The organism is Arthrobacter sp. 05N428_2, from assembly GCF_056397065.1.
In genome coordinates, this window is the sequence record NZ_JBFTMR010000005.1 from 110,514 (window position 1) to 128,262 (window position 17,749).

General features: G+C 68.8%; 16 protein-coding genes and 1 riboswitch. Of the genes, 3 read left to right on the forward strand and 13 right to left on the reverse strand.

The annotated features are described in order from the left end of the window. Positions 1 to 4 precede the first annotated feature (4 nt). Positions 5 to 1,321: a bifunctional o-acetylhomoserine/o-acetylserine sulfhydrylase gene (locus AC1DGI_RS07245; protein WP_476898292.1), complete on the reverse strand. Its 1,317-nt coding sequence runs from the start codon at positions 1,319 to 1,321 to the stop codon at positions 5 to 7. Between the two features lie 60 nt (positions 1,322 to 1,381). Beyond that, positions 1,382 to 1,496, reverse strand: a riboswitch (SAM riboswitch). 215 nt (positions 1,497 to 1,711) lie between these two features. Between AC1DGI_RS07245 and AC1DGI_RS07250 the strand changes: the two genes are divergently transcribed. Then, complete coding sequence (locus AC1DGI_RS07250) at positions 1,712 to 2,350, forward strand: VOC family protein (RefSeq protein ID WP_476898293.1); 639 nt, start codon at positions 1,712 to 1,714, stop codon at positions 2,348 to 2,350. Between the two features lie 110 nt (positions 2,351 to 2,460). Here the strand turns inward: AC1DGI_RS07250 and AC1DGI_RS07255 are convergent, their stop codons facing one another. Beyond that, the gene (locus AC1DGI_RS07255; RefSeq protein ID WP_476898294.1) at positions 2,461 to 3,270 is read right to left on the reverse strand and encodes a CPBP family intramembrane glutamic endopeptidase; all 810 of its coding nucleotides are present in this window, start codon (positions 3,268 to 3,270) and stop codon (positions 2,461 to 2,463) included. 80 nt (positions 3,271 to 3,350) lie between these two features. Here AC1DGI_RS07255 and AC1DGI_RS07260 point away from each other — a divergent pair, with 80 nt between their 5' ends. Then, positions 3,351 to 4,007 carry a histidine phosphatase family protein gene (locus tag AC1DGI_RS07260; protein ID WP_441402603.1) on the forward strand — a complete coding sequence of 219 codons (657 nt, stop codon included), beginning with the start codon at positions 3,351 to 3,353 and terminating at the stop codon, positions 4,005 to 4,007. On the opposite strand, the gene hutI is transcribed toward AC1DGI_RS07260, so the two are convergent. The 4 genes from hutI to tdh all read right to left on the reverse strand — a co-directional run bounded on the left by hutI (position 4,004) and on the right by tdh (position 8,760). Further along, the gene (hutI, locus tag AC1DGI_RS07265; RefSeq protein ID WP_441402604.1) at positions 4,004 to 5,215 is read right to left on the reverse strand and encodes an imidazolonepropionase; all 1,212 of its coding nucleotides are present in this window, start codon (positions 5,213 to 5,215) and stop codon (positions 4,004 to 4,006) included. The two genes, AC1DGI_RS07260 and hutI, sit on opposite strands and share 4 nt — an antisense overlap. An 11-nt stretch (positions 5,216 to 5,226) precedes the next feature. Beyond that, positions 5,227 to 6,342, reverse strand: a complete 1,116-nt coding sequence (locus AC1DGI_RS07270) for an NAD(P)/FAD-dependent oxidoreductase (RefSeq protein ID WP_476898295.1) — start codon at positions 6,340 to 6,342, stop codon at positions 5,227 to 5,229. A 98-nt stretch (positions 6,343 to 6,440) separates the two neighbouring features. Continuing rightward, complete coding sequence (locus AC1DGI_RS07275) at positions 6,441 to 7,655, reverse strand: glycine C-acetyltransferase (protein WP_476898296.1); 1,215 nt, start codon at positions 7,653 to 7,655, stop codon at positions 6,441 to 6,443. A 58-nt stretch (positions 7,656 to 7,713) separates the two neighbouring features. Then, the gene (tdh, locus tag AC1DGI_RS07280) at positions 7,714 to 8,760 is read right to left on the reverse strand and encodes an L-threonine 3-dehydrogenase (RefSeq protein ID WP_476898297.1); all 1,047 of its coding nucleotides are present in this window, start codon (positions 8,758 to 8,760) and stop codon (positions 7,714 to 7,716) included. Positions 8,761 to 8,906: 146 nt separating this feature from the next. Here tdh and AC1DGI_RS07285 point away from each other — a divergent pair, with 146 nt between their 5' ends. Beyond that, positions 8,907 to 9,812: a LysR family transcriptional regulator gene (locus AC1DGI_RS07285; RefSeq protein WP_441403159.1), complete on the forward strand. Its 906-nt coding sequence runs from the start codon at positions 8,907 to 8,909 to the stop codon at positions 9,810 to 9,812. On the opposite strand, the gene gatB is transcribed toward AC1DGI_RS07285, so the two are convergent. The 7 genes from gatB to ligA all read right to left on the reverse strand — a co-directional run bounded on the left by gatB (position 9,744) and on the right by ligA (position 17,736). Further along, the gene (gatB, locus tag AC1DGI_RS07290) at positions 9,744 to 11,288 is read right to left on the reverse strand and encodes an Asp-tRNA(Asn)/Glu-tRNA(Gln) amidotransferase subunit GatB (RefSeq protein WP_476898298.1); all 1,545 of its coding nucleotides are present in this window, start codon (positions 11,286 to 11,288) and stop codon (positions 9,744 to 9,746) included. The two genes, AC1DGI_RS07285 and gatB, sit on opposite strands and share 69 nt — an antisense overlap. Beyond that, on the reverse strand, positions 11,288 to 12,865 hold the full coding sequence (gatA, locus tag AC1DGI_RS07295; protein ID WP_476898299.1) for an Asp-tRNA(Asn)/Glu-tRNA(Gln) amidotransferase subunit GatA: 1,578 nt from the start codon (positions 12,863 to 12,865) through the stop codon (positions 11,288 to 11,290). Before gatA ends, gatB begins: the two co-directional genes overlap by 1 nt. A 3-nt stretch (positions 12,866 to 12,868) precedes the next feature. Further along, positions 12,869 to 13,165: an Asp-tRNA(Asn)/Glu-tRNA(Gln) amidotransferase subunit GatC gene (gene gatC / locus AC1DGI_RS07300; protein ID WP_354234177.1), complete on the reverse strand. Its 297-nt coding sequence runs from the start codon at positions 13,163 to 13,165 to the stop codon at positions 12,869 to 12,871. 110 nt (positions 13,166 to 13,275) lie between these two features. Next, entirely contained in the window at positions 13,276 to 13,797 is a 522-nt protein-coding gene (locus AC1DGI_RS07305; protein ID WP_476898300.1) for a hypothetical protein, read from the reverse strand. 171 nt (positions 13,798 to 13,968) lie between these two features. Beyond that, positions 13,969 to 14,472 carry a GNAT family N-acetyltransferase gene (locus AC1DGI_RS07310; protein ID WP_476898301.1) on the reverse strand — a complete coding sequence of 168 codons (504 nt, stop codon included), beginning with the start codon at positions 14,470 to 14,472 and terminating at the stop codon, positions 13,969 to 13,971. Positions 14,473 to 14,578: 106 nt separating this feature from the next. Then, positions 14,579 to 15,409: an inositol monophosphatase family protein gene (locus AC1DGI_RS07315; RefSeq protein WP_476898302.1), complete on the reverse strand. Its 831-nt coding sequence runs from the start codon at positions 15,407 to 15,409 to the stop codon at positions 14,579 to 14,581. Continuing rightward, positions 15,406 to 17,736, reverse strand: a complete 2,331-nt coding sequence (gene ligA / locus AC1DGI_RS07320; RefSeq protein ID WP_476898303.1) for an NAD-dependent DNA ligase LigA — start codon at positions 17,734 to 17,736, stop codon at positions 15,406 to 15,408. The genes AC1DGI_RS07315 and ligA overlap by 4 nt, the downstream gene beginning before the upstream one ends. Positions 17,737 to 17,749 lie beyond the last annotated feature (13 nt).

The window sequence follows — 17,749 nt, forward strand, 5'->3', positions numbered from 1 at the left end:
GACCTCAGGCGGTTTTGGCCGCCCGGAAGCCGGCGTCAAGGTCAGCGACGATGTCGTCGATGTGTTCCAGCCCCACTGACAGCCGGACCAGGCCGGGGTTCACCCCGGCAACCGTCTGCTGTTCGGGCGAGAGCTGGCTGTGCGTGGTCGACGCCGGGTGGATGACCAGGGACCGCACGTCACCGATGTTCGCCACGTGGGAATGGAGTTCGAGGGCATCGACGAAACGTTTGCCGGCCTCCGCTCCGCCGGCGATGTTGAAGGCCACGACGGCGCCGGTACCCTTCGGGCCGTACTTGCGCCCGCGCTCGTACCAGGGGCTGGACGGCAGTCCGGCGTATGCGACGGATTCGACGTCGTCCCTTGCCTCCAGCCATTCGGCCACCTTGACGGCGTTGGCGACATGGCGCTCCACCCTCAGGCTCAGTGTCTCGATGCCCTGGGCGATGAGGAAGGCGTTGAACGGCGAGACGGCCGAGCCGAGGTCGCGCAGCAGCTGGACGCGGGCCTTGAGGATGAAGGAGAGGTTTGCGCCCAGCGCCCCGTCGGCTCCGAGGTCGCGGGCGTAGACCAGGCCGTTGTACGTGGGGTCCGGGGTGTTGAAGCCGGGGAAGCGCTCGGGGTCCTTGCCGAAGTCGAAGTTGCCGGAGTCCACGATCACGCCGCCGATCGCGGTGCCGTGGCCGCCAAGGTACTTGGTGGCCGAATGGACCACGACGTCGGCGCCCCATTCGATCGGCCGGATCAGGTAGGGGGTGGAGAGCGTGTTGTCCACGATCAGCGGTACCCCTGCCCGGTGGGCCACGTCCGCGACGCCTTCGAGGTCCAGCACGTCCTGCCGCGGGTTGGAGACCACCTCGCCGAAGAACAGCTTGGTGTTCGGCTGCACCGCGTCCCGCCACTGGTCCAGGTTGTCCGGGTCTTCCACAAAGGTCACCGAGATGCCGAACTTCTTCAGTGTGTGCGCCAGCAGGTTGTAGGTGCCGCCATACAGGCTGGGGCTGGCGACCACGTGGTCCCCGGCTTCGGCGATGTTGAGGATGGCGAAGGTTTCGGCGGCCTGCCCCGAACTCAGGAGGAGTGCGCCGAGGCCGCCTTCAAGGCTCGCGACCCGCTGCTCCACCGCATCCTGGGTGGGGTTGCCGATCCGGGTGTAGATGGGGGCGAGTTCGGCGAGGGCGAAGCGGTTGGCCGCGCTTTCCGCACTGGGGAAGACGAACGACGTCGTCTGGTAGATCGGGAGCGCCCGGGCTCCGGTGGCTGAATCCGGCTCCTGGCCGGCGTGGATCTGGCGGGTTTCAAAGGACCAGGCGTTGGACATTGGAGAGCTCCTTGTGACTGGGCACAGGCCGTCCGTGGCCCTGGGGCCCGGCCGGCTCTGGCGCCGCGCTTGCCTTCCGGCGGACGCCGGTTGGCCAGGTCTTCACCCGGGGCACCCCACCGCGCAGGAGGGTTGCCGGCCAGCAAGCCGGGGCTCGATGCTGGCGCTCATGACCTGGCTTCAGTCTAGGAAGGCCCCCGGGCGTCTGGATAGCTTTATGACGAAGATGAAGCCGCGCCCCACGTGCAGCCCCGCCAAGCGCCCGCGGGCGCCGGAAAGTGGTGCCGCACCGGGCTGACGCCCGTCGCCCTCGGCCCGCGAAAATGACATCCCATCACGGTTAGGATGCCCTAAGCTGAGAGCCCCATCACAAAGTGCCAAGATGATGGCATGCGCATGGATCACGTCTCTTACGCCTGTGAACAAGATGGCTTGGCTGCCACCACCAAACGTATTGCGACCGCCCTCGGTGTCGAAGCCGTCAAGGGCGGGGTACACCCCCGTTTCGGGACCCGCAACATGATTATTCCGCTCGCCGGACACAAGTACCTGGAGGTCGTGGAGGTCCTTGACCACCCCGCTTCGGACAAGGCCCCGTTCGGCCAGGCCGTACGCGCCCGCTCGGCCGCCGGCGGCGGCTGGATGGGCTGGTGCGTCGAGGTTGACGACCTGGCCCCCTTCGAGGAGCGGCTGGGCCGCGCCGCCGTCAATGGCAACCGCAAGTTCCCGGACGGCCGCGAACTGGTCTGGAAGCAGATCGGCATCCTGGGCCTGATCGCGGATCCGCAGGTCCCCTACATGCTCAAATGGGAGGGCGACCCCGCGTTGCACCCTTCCCACGCGTATGAGAGCAGCGTCAAGATGTCTGAACTCACCATCGCGGGCTCGGCCGAGCGCGTCACCGAGTGGCTGGGCGTCCCCGTGGAGAAGCCGCTGGAGGACGTCGCTGTCAACTGGCTGGCCCCCCGCGGGACGCCGGGAATCATGTCCGTCACTTTCGAAACCGCCTCCGGGGCCGTCACCATCTGACGCCTTCGGTCCACCAAACTTCGGCCGCCAGCAGCGGGTGCCAATGATGCCACCCGCCGCCGGCGGCCGAAACCCTTTAACCCGGCGGGTTGGCCCGGCAGTCCATCGACTCAGCCCAGGCCGATCGCCTTGCCGAAAAGGCTGAAGCCGACGAAGGCGACGGTGTCCAACACCGCATGCGCGATCACCAGCGGCATCACCCGGCGGGTGCGCGTGTAGATCAGGGCAAAAATGACGCCCATGATGGCGTTGCCGATGAACGGCCCGAAGCCCTGGTACAGGTGGTAGCTGCCGCGCAGCATGGAGCTGGCGAAGATGGCCAGCGGCATGCCCCAGCCGAACTTGCCGAGCCGGTCCAGCAGGTATCCCACCACGATCACCTCCTCCACGATCCCGTGCCGGATCGCGGAGAGGATGAGCACCGGCACCGTCCACCAATAGGAGTCCAACGCGCTGGGGATGATCGCCGTAGTTATTCCCAGCGCCCGGCCGGCCGCGTAGAGGCCCAAAGACGGGATCCCGATCAGCGCGGCGAGGCCCAGTCCCTGGACCAGGTCCTTGCCGGGACGGGCGAAGTTGAAGCCCAGTTTCCGGAACGCCGAGGTGCCCGTCCTGGCTGTGAAAGTGCCGCCGGCCGGGTCGGCGGGGCCGGCGGGGCCGGCGGCCCGGTGTTCGGTCAGGAAGTAGATCACCAGCACCACCGGGACCAGGGCGAAGATGATGTCCAGCAGCTGGTAGGTGAGGTCGAAGTATTCGCGGCTGCTCTGCGAGCGGTTCAGCGTCGACGTGCCCTGCGCCAGCGGCGCCCTGGTCATCTTGTCCAGCAACTGCACCACCGAGTACACCGCCGACTGGCCCAGGGACAGCCCCAGGACGATCCAGACTTCTAGCCGCAGCCGACGGCGGGAGGGAACCAACATGCTTCTATCTTGCCTGCCGTTTCAGGGAGTTGACTGCAAGTGCCTATGCTGGGGGCGTGAGTGCGCCCGGGAAAATATTCATGATCCGGCATGGCCAGTCCGCCGCCAATGCCGACACGTCGATTTACAACCGGGTGCCCGACTACCGGATCCCGCTAACCCCGCTCGGTGTAGAACAGGCCACGGCGGCCGGCGAGCAGCTCCGGCGCGAGCTCGACGGCCAACAGGTGTGCGTCTATGTCTCCCCCTACCTCCGGGCCTACCAGACCCTGGAGGCACTCCGGCTGGGCTCCCTCACCGAGCGCGTGATCGAGGAGCCGCGGCTGCGCGAACAGGACTGGGCGAACTTCCAGATCGCCGGCGACATCGAGGACCAGAAGGAGCTCCGCAACGCCTACGGGCACTTCTTCTACCGCTTCCGCGAGGGCGAATCCGGCTCCGACGTCTATGACCGGATCTCCTCCTTCATGGAGACCCTGTACCGGCACTGGGCCAGGCCGGACTACCCGCCGAATGCGTTGTTTGTGACGCACGGGCTGACCATGCGGCTGTACTGCATGCGCTGGTTCCACTGGTCGGTGGAGTACTTCGAGTCGCTGAACAACCCGGACAATGCGGAGATCCGTACTCTACTGCGCACCCCGCTGGGCAAGTACGAACTGGACAAGCCGTTCAGCCAGTGGGAGGACCGCCGGGTGGACGAGACCGTTCTGGACGCCCCGCCGATGGTGTTCTAGCGGGCGCGGACGCCGGCGCGCCAGACGGCGTGGGTCAGGGGCATCCCCGGCCGGTACGCCAGGTGGGTGGCGGACGGGGCGTTGAGTAGGTGCAGGTCCGCCCGGTGGCCGACGGCAATCGAGCCGACCGCCCGCTCGCCGTCGACGTCGTTCCCGGACTCCCGGCCCAGCGCCAGCGCGCCCCCGTACGTCGCGGCGCGGACGGCTTCGTCCACGCTGAGCCGCATCTGCAGCACCGCCGTCGTGACGCAGAACGCCATCGAGCTGGTGTAGGACGTCCCGGGGTTGCAGTTGGAGGCGAGGGCCAGCTGGACGCCGGCGTCGAGCAGTTCCCGGCCCGGCGCCAGCGGCTGCCGGGTGGACAGGTCGCAGGCCGGCAGGCAGGTCGCGACGGTGCCGCGCTCCCCTGCGCCGGCCGCTGCCTCCCAGCCGGACCAGCTGTCCGCCAGGGCCTGGACGTCCGCCCGGGAGAGGTGGTTGACGTGGTCCACGCTGGCGGCCCCGAATTCCACCGCCAGCCGCACTCCGGGGCCCTCCCCCAGCTGGTTGCCGTGCACGCGCAGTCCCAGCCCCGCGTCCCGGCAGGCCTGGAGCACGCGGCGGGATTGGTCCTCGGTGAAGGCGCCCCGTTCGCAGAAGACGTCGGCCCAGCGCACGTAGGGGCGGACCGCGGCGAGCATGGGCCCACAGACCAGGTCGGTGTACTCCTCGGCGTCCATGCCGGCGGGAACCAGATGCGCGCCGAGGTAGGTCGCCTCGTCAGCGACGGTGGAGGCGATCCGGGCGCTGCGGGCCTCGTTGTCCACGTCCAGGCCGTAGCCGGTCTTGGTCTCAAGGTAGGTGGTGCCCTGGGCGACAGCCTCCGCCACGCGCCCAAGTGCGAGCCGGGTGAGGTCGAAGTCGCCGGTGTCCCGGGTGGCGCCTGTGGTGACAGCGATCCCGCCGGCGCTGTAGTCCTCGCCCGCCATCCGGGCTTCGAACTCCGCGGTCCGGTCCCCGGCGAAGATCAGGTGGGTATGCGAATCCACCCAGCCGGGCAGCAGCGAGCGGCCGCCGGCGTCGACGGCGTCGTCGGCCGCGGGGGCCGCGGCGGCGGCGCCGATCCAGGCGATGCGTTCGCCCTCGATCACGATGGCCGCATCCTTGAGGACCCGGTGGTCCGCGTCCTGGGTCATCAGTTCCGCGATATTGGTGATCAGGGTGCTCATGGGTCCATTCTTCAGCCCCGGATCGACATCCGGGTCGCCGCCAGCGCCGCGGCTGTCCGGGATGCCGGACTGCCGGCAGGGAACGGCTCCCGGGATTCCGGCCCGGCGAGGATCTGCTCCGCGGCGAGCTCGGCGATGCCGGAGGAGGTCTGGAAACCGTAGCCGCCCTGGCCGGCAAGCCAGAAGAAGCCCGTGGCCTCGGCGTCGAACCCCACCACCGGGATGCCGTCGGCCGCTTCGGTGCGGAGCCCGGTCCAGGCCCGGCTGACGCTGCCGATCCCCATCGTGGTGATGGTATTAAGCCGGGCGATGAGCGCCTCGATGTCGCCCGGATACGGCCTGGCGTCCTCGGGGCCGCTCGGCACGGATTCGGATGGCGAAATCAGAACCTGCCGCCGCCCGTCGGGACGGAAGTAGAAGTTGCCGGTCGACGCCACCATCGGACAGCCGACCGGCAGGGGGTTTTCGACGTCGACGATCGCCGCGGTGCGGCGGTAGGGCTGGAGTCCGAGCTTCTCGACGCCGCTGAGCACCGCGAGCTCGTCGGCCCACGCGCCGGCGGCGTTGACCACGACGGCGGCCTCGAACCCCTCCTGCCCGGCGCCGAGCTCCCAGCCGGTGCCGAGGCGCTGCGCCGAGTGGACCCTGGCGCCGGTGATGATGTCCACGCCGCCCGCGGCGGCCCGCTCCCGGTGGTCATCCAGCAGCAGGGACGCATTGCAGGCAAAGGACCCGGAGTCCAGGCCGGCGGCAGTGAAGGCGCCCGGCTGGAGCGCGGGGCAGAGGTCCAGGGCCTCGGCGTGACTGATCCGCTGCATAAACCCGCTAGCCTGCTGCTGGACGGTTTCCTCGTCACCGATCAGCATGAACCGGCGCGGCGAGAGCACGGGCTCGGGCCGGGTGCCCTCGTGGGTGCCGAGGAGTTCCAGGGTGCGCATGGTCAGCTCCTGGACCACGGGCGGCCCGTAGCTGGGGATCAGTTGCCGGGCCGAGCGGGCGGAGGTGTGGTAGCCCAGCGTCTGCTCGGCTTCGACCAGGGCCACACTGCATTTGCCGGCGAGAGCGGAGGCAAGGGACAGGCCGGCAATGCCGCCGCCGACGATCACGACATCGTATTTAGCTGACATGGTCCCATCCTTGCACCCGGCGGCAGGTCACGTCAGTAGTTTCCGCAGGGTGGTCGCGGGCCACGCCGCGACCACGCGCCTAAACCGGGGCAGCCAGCCTAAACGACGGCGGCCAGCTCGTCGCGGCTGCGGACGAACGCCTGGACGCAGCGCTCGACGTCGTCCGTGCTGTGCGCGGCGGAGAGCTGGACGCGGATCCGGGCGGCGCCCTTGGGTACCACGGGGTAGCTGAAGGCGGTGACGAAGACGCCGTGGGCGAGCATGGCGTCGGCGACCTTGGCCGCCATCACGGCGTCGCCGAACATGACCGGGACAATGGCGTGCTCGCCGGGCAGCAGTTCGAAGCCTTCCTCGCCCATCCGGCGGCGGAAGAGTTCGGCGTTGGCGAAGAGTTTGCTGCGCAGGTCCGCCGAGGTTTCCACAAGGTCCAGCGCCGTCAGCGTGGCCGCGACGATCGCCGGAGCGAGCGAGTTGGAGAACAGATACGGGCGCGCCTTCTGGCGGAGCATGGCGATGACCTCGCGCCGGCCCGAGACGTAGCCGCCGGAGGCGCCGCCGAGCGCCTTGCCGAAGGTGCCGGTGAAGATGTCCACCCGGTCCGAGACGCCGGCGTGTTCCGGGGTGCCGGCGCCGGTGGCGCCCATGAAGCCGACGGCGTGCGAGTCGTCCACCATCACCATAGCGTCGTACTTCTCGGCGAGGTCGCAGATCGCTTCGATCGGGGCCAGGAAGCCGTCCATGGAGAAGACGCCGTCGGTGACGATGATCTTGCGCCGGGCCGGGTTTTCCTGCGTGGTGGCCTCGATCAGCCGGGATTCGAGGTCGGCCATGTCCTGGTTGGCGTAGCGGAAGCGCTGGGCCTTGCAGAGCCGGATCCCGTCGATGATCGAGGCGTGGTTCAGCGCGTCGGAGATGACGGCGTCCTCCGGGCCGAACAGGGACTCGAAGACCCCGCCGTTGGCGTCGAAGCAGCTGGAGAACAGGATGGTGTCCTCGGTGCCGAGGAACTTCGAGACCCGCTCCTCGAGGGCCAGGTGCAGGTCCTGGGTGCCGCAGATGAAGCGGACGCTGGCCATCCCGAAGCCGCGGTCGTCCATGGCGGTCTTGGCCGCTGCGATGATCTGCGGGTGGTCCGCGAGGCCGAGGTAGTTGTTGGCGCAAAAATTCAGCACATCCGCCGCACCGTGGCCGATCTGGCCGGCCCGGATGTGGCCGGCCTGCGGCGAGTCGATGTGCCGCTCGGTCTTGAACAGGCCGGCGCCGCGGATCTCGTCGAGTTCCTGCTGCAACTGGTCTTTGATGGCTGAATACATTTCGGTGCGCTCCTCAGCTGGGGTGAATTTTTGTACGGTACCGGATAACAGGCGCGGCCTAGAAGCCGGTCCAGTCGAGCACGACCTTGCCGCCCACGCCGGCCCGGGCAATTTCGAAGCCCTTCTCCCAGTCCGAGGCGGGCAGCGTGTCCGTGACGACGGCCGAGATGTTGGCGTGCAGCACCGGGTTGGAGGACAGCATGGCGCTCATCGCGTACCAGGTCTCGAACATTTCCCGGCCGTAGATGCCCTTCAGGGTCAGCATGTGCGTGACCACCTTGCCCCAGTCGATGTCGATCGACCGGCTGGGCAGCCCCAGCATCGCGATCCGGCCGCCGTGGTTCATGTTCTCGATCATCTCAGGCAGCGCGGTGGGGTGGCCGGACATTTCCATGCCGATGTCGAAGCCTTCGCGCATGCCCAGTTCGCGCTGGGCATCCTTGACCCGCGTCTTGGAGACGTCGATCGCGAGGTCGACGCCGAGCTGCCGGGCGAGCTCAAGGCGCGGGGCCGAGACGTCCGTGATGGCGATTTTCCGGGCCCCGGCGTGGCGGGCGACGGCGATCGCCATCAGGCCGATGGGTCCGGCGCCGGTGATCAGCACGTCCTCGCCGACCAGGGGGAAGCTCAGCGCGGTGTGCACGGCGTTGCCGAACGGGTCGAAGATCGCTCCGAGTTCCGGGGTCACGGACGGATCGTGGTGCACCCAGACGTTGGTTTCCGGGATGACGACGTACTCGGCGAAGGCGCCGTCGCGTTGCACTCCGACGCTGACGGTGTTGATGCACATCTGCTTGCGGCCGGCGCGGCAGTTGCGGCAGATCCCGCAGACGATGTGGCCTTCGCCGGAGACCCGGTCACCGACCCGGACGTCCCGGACGTCCTCGCCCACCTCCACGACCTCGCCGTAGAACTCGTGGCCGGCGATCAGGGGCGCGTTGATGATCCCTTGCGCCCAGGCGTCCCACGACTGGATGTGCAGGTCCGTGCCGCAGATTCCGGTGCTGATAACCCGGATCTTGACGTCCCCGGCGCCGGCCTGCGGCTCGGGGCGGTCGACCAGTTCGAATCCCGCATGGGCGCCGGACTTGTAGAGAGCCTTCATGGGCGTGCCTAACTGTGCTGGTTGCCGCGGTCTTCGATGCGGCGCGTGTGGGACAACTCACCCCATTAGACCGGCCCAAAAGCATTAGCACAACCAAAATTTTCTCAATCGACGATTTAGCTTTTACTTCTGCATAGGATGGGGGCATGGAAATCCACCAGCTCGAAATGCTCCGCGAACTCGGGGCCCTGGGCAGCGTCAAGGCCGTCGCGGAAACGCTGCTGGTGACACCCTCGGCGGTGTCCCAGCAACTGGCCGCGCTGCAGAAGTCCGTAGAGGTGCCGCTGACCCGGAAGGAGGGCCGGAACCTGGTCCTGACCGAGGCCGGGCAGGTGCTCGCGGATGCGGGGGCCGCCGTCGTGAGTGCAATGGCAGATGCGCGGATGGCGATCGGCGCATACCACGGGTCGCCGGTGGCGCCGGTGACCCTGAGCGGGTTCCACAGCGCCGGCCAGGCCTTGTTCGGGCCGCTCGCCCGGCTGCTGGCCGAACCCGGCCAGCCGCGGATCCAGCTCTCCGACGAGGATGTCGCCCAGCAGGATTTCCCGGCCTTGACCGCCCGGTATGACCTGGTGCTGGCGCACCGGATGGACCACAGCCCGCGGTGGCCCGGGGAACGCGTGGCGGTGATTCCGCTCGCGCACGAGCCGCTGGACGTGGCCCTGCCGGCCGGCCACCGGCTCGCCGGGCAGCGGGCGGTGACGGCGGACGACGTCGTCGGCGAACCCTGGGTGACCAGCCACGCCGGCTACTCCCCCGCGGACGTGCTCGCCGCCGTCGCCGCCGTGTCCAGCCGAGAACTGAACATTGTGCACCGGATCAATGATTACTCGACGGTGGCGGCGCTGGTGGCGGCCGGGGGTGTGATCGGGCTGTTGCCGCGGCATACCGCTCGGCCTGTGTTGAACCCGGAGATCGTGCTGAAGCCGCTGGAAGGGATCAGCACCAAGCGCCGGATCGACATCTTGGCCCGGCCGGAGAACCTAAAACGCAGATCGGTCATGATGGTCTGCGATGCGCTGCAGAGAATCATGACGGGGCTGGTCACCTAATCCCCTGTTAACCCAACTGGCTCGCAGTTGTTGTCGTTTTGAGGTCATGACGCCGCCGACGATCGCGCCGATGGCCTGCAGCTTGCCGCCGCGGATCTTGTCCGCGACGCCGGGCTGCGCGGCGAGGGCCGCATCAATGGCTTCGAGCAGCGGGCCGTCGTCGGAAACCACGGCGAGGCCGCGCTTCTCGACGATTTCCGCCGGGGTGCCCTCGCCGGCGAGCACGCCGTCCAGGACCTCGGCGGCCATCTTGTTGTTGATTTTGCCGTCCTCGACCATCCGGTTCAGCTCCACGATGGTGGCCGGCTCGACGCCGAGCTGGCCCGGGTCGACGTCGGCGTTCTTGGCGCGTCCGACGATCTCGCCCATCCACCATTTGCGGGCCACGGTGGCGGTGGCGCCCGCGGCAATGGTCTCCTCGATCTCGTCCAGGACGCCGGCGTTGACGACGTCGCGGAACTCCAGGTCCGAGTAGCCCCAGTCGGCCTGCAGGCGCTTGCGGCGCGCGGCCGGCGGCTCGGGCAGCGTGGCCCGGAGCTCCTCGACCCATTCGCGCGAGGCAACGATCGGGACCAGGTCCGGTTCCGGGAAGTAGCGGTAGTCGTCGGCGTCGGACTTCGGCCGGCCCGAGGTGGTGGAGCGGGTGTCCTCGTGCCAGTGCCGGGTTTCCTGGATGACGGGCTGGCCGGAGTCCAGCACGGCGGCGTGCCGCTGGATCTCGTAGCGGACCGCGTGTTCGACGGCGCGCAGCGAGTTGACGTTCTTGGTTTCCGAGCGGATGCCGAAGCGGTCGCGGCCGTGCGGGCGCAGCGAGACGTTGGCGTCGCAGCGGACGTTGCCGCGCTCCATCTTGGCGTCCGAGACACCCAGGTTCTTGACGATCTCGCGGACCGCGGCGACGTAGGCCTTGGCCAGCTCGGGGGCGCGGCTGCCGGCGCCCTCGATCGGCTTGGTGACGATCTCGACCAGCGGGACACCGGAGCGGTTGTAGTCCACCAGGGAGTAATCCGCGCCCTGGATGCGGCCGGCGGCGCCACCCATGTGGGTGAGCTTGCCGGCGTCCTCCTCCATGTGCGCGCGTTCGATCTCGACGCGGAACACGGTGCCGTCGGAGAGCTCGATGTCCAGGTAGCCGTCGTACGCGATGGGCTCGTCGTACTGGGAGGTCTGGAAGTTCTTCGGGGTGTCCGGGTAGAAGTAGTTCTTCCGGGCGAAGCGGCAGGTCTCGGCGATCTTGCAGTTCAGCGCCAGACCGATCTTGATCGAGGACTCGATCGCGGTCTTGTTCACCACCGGCAGCACACCGGGCATGCCGAGGTCCACCTCGTTGACGTTGGTGTTCGGCTCGTCGCCGAAGACGTTCGGGGCGGAGGAGAACATCTTCGTCTTGGTGTTGAGCTCCACGTGGACCTCGAAGCCCAGGACGGGGTCGTACTTCTCCATCGCCTCTTCGAAGCTGAGGGTTGCGTCAGTCATTAGTGTGAACCTCCGTGGCTCGCAAGGGTGTTGGCGGCATCCGTCAGTGATGGGTCCGTCAGGGAGGGAGCGCGGTCCAGCAGCGGTCCGCCCCACTGCGCCTCGAGCAGCGACTCGAGCACGGCGCCGACCCGGTACAGCCGGGCGTCCCGGCGGGCCGGGGCCAGCAGCTGGACGCCGACCGGCAGTCCGTCCTCGTCGGCGAGGCCGCCGGGCAGCGACAGTCCGGGGACGCCGGCCATGTTGGCCGGGATGGTGGCGACGTCGTTGAGGTACATCGCCAGCGGGTCGTTGAGCTTCTCGCCGAGCTTGAACGCGGTGGTGGGCGCCGTCGGGGAGATCAGCACGTCGGCCTGGGCGAACGCGGCGTCGAAGTCGCGCTGGATCAGGGTGCGCACCTTCTGGGCCGAGCCGTAGTAGGCGTCGTAGTAGCCGGCGCTCAGCGCGTAGGTGCCGAGGATGATGCGGCGCTTGACCTCGTCGCCGAAGCCGGCGGCGCGGGTGGCGGCCATGACGCGTTCGATCGTGAGCGGCGCGTCCTTGGGCAGCGCGCGCAGGCCGAACCGGACGCCGTCGAACTTGGCCAGGTTGGAAGAGGCCTCGGACGGCATGATCAGGTAGTACGCGCCGAGGGCGTACTTGAAGTTCGGGCAGGAGACCTCGACGATCTCGGCGCCGGCGCCCTTGAGCAGTTCGAGGGCCTCGTTGAAGCGGTTTTCGACTCCGGCCTGGTAGCCCTCGCCGTGGAGTTCCTTGATGATGCCGATCTTCATGCCCTCGACGTTGCCGGTCCGGGCCGCGGCCACAAGGTCCTCAAGCGGGTCCGGCAGCGAGGTGGAGTCGCGCGGGTCGTGGCCGCCGATCACCTGGTGCAGCAGCGCCGAGTCCAGCACCGTGCGGGAGACCGGGCCGATCTGGTCCAGTGAGGAGGCCATCGCGATGGCGCCGTAGCGGGACACGCCGCCGTAGGTGGGCTTGACGCCGACGGTGCCGGTCACGGCGCCGGGCTGCCGGATGGAGCCGCCGGTGTCCGTACCGAGGGCCAGCGGAGCTTCGAAGGCCGCGACGGCGGCAGCCGAGCCGCCGCCCGAGCCGCCCGGGATGCGGTCCAGGTCCCAGGGGTTGCGGGTGGGGCCGAACGCGGAGTGCTCGGTGGAGGAACCCATCGCGAACTCGTCCAGGTTGGTCTTGCCCAGGATCGGCATCTTGGCGGCGCGGAGGCGCTCCACCACTGTGGCGTCGTAGGGGCTGTGCCAGCCTTCGAGGATCTTGGAGCCGGCCGTGGTGGGCTGGCCGATCGTGACGATCAGGTCCTTGACGGCGATCGGGACGCCGGCAAGCACGTGCAGTTCCTCGGCCGCGGCGCCGCCGGCGGCGCGGATCGCGTCCACCTCGGCGGCGACGGCGAGGGCTTCCTCGGCGTTCACGTGCAGGAAGGCGTGGACCTGGCCGTCGACGGCCGCGATCCGGTCCAGGTGTGCCTGGGTGACCTCGACGGCGGTGACCTCGCGTGCGGCGAGCTTCTCGGCGAGCGTGGCTGCGGAGAGGCGGAACAGCTCGGTGTGGGTTTCAGTCATGTCTTAGTCCTCATCCAGGATTGCCGGGACCTTGAAACGGCCTTCGAATGCGTCCGGGGCCCCGGAGAGTGCCTGTTCGGCCGTGAACGTGTGGCCCACGACGTCCTCGCGGAACACGTTGGTCAGCGGGATCGGGTGCGACGTGGCCGGGACGTCATCGCCGGCGGCTTCACTAACGGACTTAACCGATTCCACGATGACGGCGAGCTCGCCGGCCATCCTGTCCAGCTCTTCAGCACTCATCTCGATGTGCGCGAGACGCGCGAGATGCGCGACGTCGTCGCGGTTGATCGCAGCCATGGATCTCCCCTGCAAGGTTCGGATTATTTTCCGTCCCAGTCTACGTGGGTTCGCCTGCTGCTACTTCCCGGCGCCCGGCCCGCGGCCGGGCAGGCGCCGGCCAAGCGCCGTCAGCCGGTGATGTCGACGTGCTTGCGGAAGGCGTTACTGCGGGCGTGTTCATGGACGCGGTCCAGGGTTTCGATCTGCTGTCGCCCCTGGGCGGTGAGGCGGGCATACGCGGACGGCTCCAGCCCTAGTTCGAGGGCGTGCTCCTCCAGCGTCTGCCAGCCGCCGATCTTGGCCAGGACGGCGGCCCGCATCAGTTCCACCTCCAGGACCAGGGTCATGGGCGAGCGGTTCAGCAGCCGGCCGTTGAGTTTCAGCCGGCCGGCATGCTCTGCCAGCCAGGCGGCGGCCTGCCGGTGCGGGCGTTGGCGGATGCCCAGCTCGTGGATGAGGCTGTGCAGCAGTTCACGCTCCCCGCGGATCTCGGCAGCGAGGCCCGCGAGTTCGGCGTGGACCGGTGTGTCAGTGAAGTCCTTGGCCATCCGTTGGATCCTGCCGAGGCCGGCGGTGGCGCCGCTTAGGTGGTCCGACAGATACAGGCCGAGCAGCTTCTCGTCGATGGTGTGGGGAATGTGCGGTGCCATGGAACCTCCAGCTGGACTCGTGCTGTTTCCAGCGTGTGTCAGGGATGGTGCTCTCGTTGGAAACCCTACCGGAGCGGCGTGGCGTCCATCCGGCCGGCACCGGGATCGAGGCGCTCTCCTGGTCCTCCGCCGGCCGCCGTCGGGCCTTTAGACGCGGGCCGCCGGGCGGCGCTAGAGGTCCAGGCGGTAGACGAGCAGCAAGATGTCCGTGTCCGGAACGAACCAGTCGCGTTCGGGGACCCGCCGGAAGCCGGTCTTCCGGTACAGGCCGTGAGCGCTTTCCCAGGTCTGGCCGGTGGTGAGTGCCACCCCGGTGATGCCGGGAAGGGACCTTGCGTGTTCGATGATGGCCTGGACCATCGCCTTGCCGGCGCCGCTGCGCTGCACGCCGGGGTCCACCACGAGCATCCGGAATTCGAGCTCGTCAGCCTGGGCGATGTCCGCATAGGGTTCGCCGGCGACCGCGAGCGTTACCGAGCCGACGACCCTGCCATCACGTTCCGCCACCCAGATGGTCGCCTGCTCGTGCCGCTGGGCGACCTTCTGGATCTGCTGCATGTAGGGGTGGTCCGCGTCCCCGAAGTAGCCTGCGGCCAGGTAGGCGTCGCGGGTGATGCGGGCGACGGCGTCGTAGTCGGCCGGGACGGCGGGGCGTATGAGGATCTGCGAATGCACCTATCCATGGTACGGGCGCAGCTCACGGCTGCCCGCCAACGGGCGGTTTCCGTGATGGAGCTATCAGGCCCCCCGGCGGCGGGGCACCTTCCGTGGGCGTCTGCGGTCAGAGCGGGAATCTGCCGGAGAGTTCCAGGGGGCCGGCGCAGGTCCACGCCGCGAGCCGCTCCTCATCCGTGGGGCCGCCGTCGAGCACGCTGGTGAGCCGGGGACGACGGACCCAGCAGCCGGCCTCCTCCGCGATCAGGGCGCCGGCGGCGAAGTCGTGTTCGTTCAGGCCGCGTTCGCCGTACGCGTCGTGGGTGCCGTCGGCCACGAGGCAGAGGTCCAGCGCGGCGGATCCCAGCCGGCGGACGTCCGCGAAGCCGTCCATCAGACTGCGCAGTCCGGCGGCCTGCTCGGCCCGGACCCCGGGGTCGTAGCTGAAGCCGGTCGCGAGGAGTTGGCCGGTCCGGTCCGGCACCGGGCCGTTGAGCGGCGTGCGCTCGCCGTTCTCTTCCAGCCATGCGCCTGCGCCGCGGGAGGCGTAGTAGATCCGTCCCAGCGCAGGGGCGTGGACGACGCCGGCCAGCCAGGCCCCGTCGGGGCCGGCCACCGCCACCGAGGTTCCGTAGTAGACGATATTGCGGATGAAGTTGGTAGTGCCGTCGAGCGGGTCGACCGACCAGCGGAAGCCGCTCACAGTGTCCGGCAGCACGGTGCCGCCTTCCTCCCCCGTGATCGTGTCCGCGGGCCGCGCCCCGGTGATGACCTCGCGGACGGCGGCTTCGGCCGCGAGATCGAAGGCGGTGACCCAGTCCCCTGAGTCGCCTTTGTTGCTCACGTCCAGCGCGGCGGCACTCCGGCCGGCCAGCACCGCGGCGCCGGCTGCTGCTGCCTGCCGGGCCAGGTCAAGGAACGCTGCCGGTTCGGGGAAATCGGCCGAGTCGGTCGTCACTCGGCGGCCTCCTGGTGGTCTTCGCCCTCGTCCTCGGCCATGGCCTCAGCTGCTCCCTCGGCTGGAACCTCGGTCCCGCCGTCCGTGGCGGCAGGACCGCCCGGGACCGCGGCCCCGTCGACGCCGGCCGGCCCGCTGGCGAGCAGAGCGCGGAAGCCGTCCTCGTCCAGGACCCGCAGGCCCAGTTGTTCGGCCTTGTCCAGTTTGGTGCCCGCATTTTCGCCGGCCACCACGTAGCTGGTGTTCTTCGAAACGGAGCCGGCCGCCTTGCCGCCGCGGACCAGGATTGCCTCCTTGGCCTCGTCCCGGCTGAAACCTTCCAGGCTGCCGGTAACCACCACGGTCAGGCCCTCGAGGGTCCGCGGGGTGGACTCGTCGCGCTCGTCCTTCATCCGGACGCCGTCGGCCGCCCAAGTGTCCACGATTTCGCGGTGCCAGTCCTCGGCAAACCACTCCTTCAGTGCCACCGCAATCACCGGCCCCACGCCGTCGACGTTGGCGAGTTCCTCTTCGGAGGCCTGCCGGATTGCGTCCATGGTGCCGAAGGCGGTGGCCAGGGCGCGCGAGGCACGCGGGCCGACGTGTCGGATGGACAGCGCCACGAGGACGCGCCACAGCGGCTGGGTCTTGGCTTTTTCCAGTTCGCTGAAGAGTTTGTCAGTGGTGGCGGTCGGCTTGGACGGGGTCTTGGCCGTGCCCTTCGTGTAGAAGTACGGCACGAGTTCAAACTCGCCGGTCGCCACGCCCTTGGTCCGCTTCTCGCGGCGGATCCGGACCCCGGCGAGGTCCTCGGGCGTGAGCCGGAACAGCGTTGCCTCGCTGGTCAGCGGCGCGACGTCCGGCTCGGCCGGCTGGGTCAGGGCGATGGCTGCCTCCCAGCCGAGGGCTTCGATGTCGAAGGCGCCGCGGCCGGCCAGATGGAAGACGCGTTCGCGCAACTGCGCGGGGCAGGACCGGGCGTTGGGGCAGCGGATGTCCACGTCGCCTTCTTTGGCCGGGGCGAGCGGCGTGCCGCAGGCCGGGCATTCGGTGGGCATCACGAAGTCGCGGACCGGCGGGTCCTGCTGGTCGCGGAGGGCCAGCACCGGGCCGACGATCTCGGGGATGACGTCCCCGGCCTTGCGCAGGACCACGATGTCGCCGATCTTGACGCCCTTGGCCTTGACCACTTCCTGGTTGTGCAGGGTGGCCATCTCGACCGTGGAGCCGGCCACCTTGACCGGCACCATCACGCCGTACGGGGTTACCCGGCCGGTGCGGCCCACGTTGACGGCGATGTCCAGCAGCTTGGTATTGACCTCTTCGGGCGGGTACTTGTAGGCCACTGCCCAGCGCGGCACGCGGGTGGTGTAGCCGAGGGCCCGCTGGGTGGCCAGGTCATCCACCTTGACCACAATGCCGTCGATTTCATGGCTGAGGCTGTGCCGTTTGTCCCCGTACCGCCGGATGAACTCGAGTACCTCCGGCAGGCCGGGCAGCACCTCGAAGTACGGGCTGGTGGGCAGACCCCAGTCGGCGAGCTGGCGGTACGTGTCCGACTGGCTGAGCGTGGCCAGGCCTTCGCGGGCTCCGATGCCGTGGACGTACATCTTGAGCGGACGCTTGGCGGTCTCCGCCGGGTCCTTTTGCCGCAGCGACCCGGCAGCGGCGTTGCGCGGGTTGGCCAGCGGTGCTTTGCCGGCGGCGATCAGCGCCTCGTTGAAGTCAGCGAAGGCTTGGGACGGGATGAACACTTCGCCGCGGATTTCCATCTCGGCCGGAAAGTTTTCGCCCTTGAGCTGCTGCGGAATTTCCTTGATGGTCAGGACATTGTGGGTGATGTCCTCCCCGGTGGTGCCGTCGCCCCGGGTGGCCGCCCGGACCAGCACGCCGTCGCGGTAAAGGAGGTTCACGGCCAGGCCGTCGATCTTGAGCTCGGTGAGCCACGACGGCGGGTTGCCGCCGTTGCCGAGCTTGGCGACGCCGGCCTCGGCTTTGGCGATCCAGGCATCGAGCTCCTCGAGCGAGAACACATCCTCAAGGCTGTACATCCGGCTCAGGTGCTCGACGGCGGCAAAGGCCGCGGACACCTCGCCGCCAACTTCCTGGGTGGGGGAATCGATGGCCACCAGTTCCGGGTGCATGGCCTCGATGGTTTCCAGCCGCCGGAAGAGCTCGTCGAACTCGGCGTCGGAGATGATCGGGGTGTCCTCCTGGTAGTACGCGAAGCGGTGCTTGCGGACCTCTTCGACCAGGACTTCGTACTCTTCGCGCACGGCCTCGGACGGTACCAGTTCCCCGGCAGGGCTGTGGACGTCGGTACCTGCTGCGGTCTTCGCTGTGCTCACAGACCTATCCTGC

Bases quoted from the DNA above. Each gene is read 5' to 3' on its own strand.
- AC1DGI_RS07250 (WP_476898293.1), top strand. From the start codon at position 1,712: ATGCGCATGGATCACGTCTCTTACGCCTGTGAACAAGATGGCTTGGCT.
- gatB (WP_476898298.1), bottom strand. From the start codon at position 11,288: ATGACTGACGCAACCCTCAGCTTCGAAGAGGCGATGGAGAAGTACGAC.
- gatA (WP_476898299.1), bottom strand. From the start codon at position 12,865: ATGACTGAAACCCACACCGAGCTGTTCCGCCTCTCCGCAGCCACGCTC.
- AC1DGI_RS07275 (WP_476898296.1), bottom strand. From the start codon at position 7,655: ATGTATTCAGCCATCAAAGACCAGTTGCAGCAGGAACTCGACGAGATC.
- AC1DGI_RS07270 (WP_476898295.1), bottom strand. From the start codon at position 6,342: ATGTCAGCTAAATACGATGTCGTGATCGTCGGCGGCGGCATTGCCGGC.
- AC1DGI_RS07260 (WP_441402603.1), top strand. From the start codon at position 3,351: ATGATCCGGCATGGCCAGTCCGCCGCCAATGCCGACACGTCGATTTAC.
- tdh (WP_476898297.1), bottom strand. From the start codon at position 8,760: ATGAAGGCTCTCTACAAGTCCGGCGCCCATGCGGGATTCGAACTGGTC.
- AC1DGI_RS07305 (WP_476898300.1), bottom strand. From the start codon at position 13,797: ATGGCACCGCACATTCCCCACACCATCGACGAGAAGCTGCTCGGCCTG.
- AC1DGI_RS07255 (WP_476898294.1), bottom strand. From the start codon at position 3,270: ATGTTGGTTCCCTCCCGCCGTCGGCTGCGGCTAGAAGTCTGGATCGTC.
- AC1DGI_RS07245 (WP_476898292.1), bottom strand. From the start codon at position 1,321: ATGTCCAACGCCTGGTCCTTTGAAACCCGCCAGATCCACGCCGGCCAG.
- hutI (WP_441402604.1), bottom strand. From the start codon at position 5,215: ATGAGCACCCTGATCACCAATATCGCGGAACTGATGACCCAGGACGCG.
- AC1DGI_RS07285 (WP_441403159.1), top strand. From the start codon at position 8,907: ATGGAAATCCACCAGCTCGAAATGCTCCGCGAACTCGGGGCCCTGGGC.
- gatC (WP_354234177.1), bottom strand. From the start codon at position 13,165: ATGGCTGCGATCAACCGCGACGACGTCGCGCATCTCGCGCGTCTCGCG.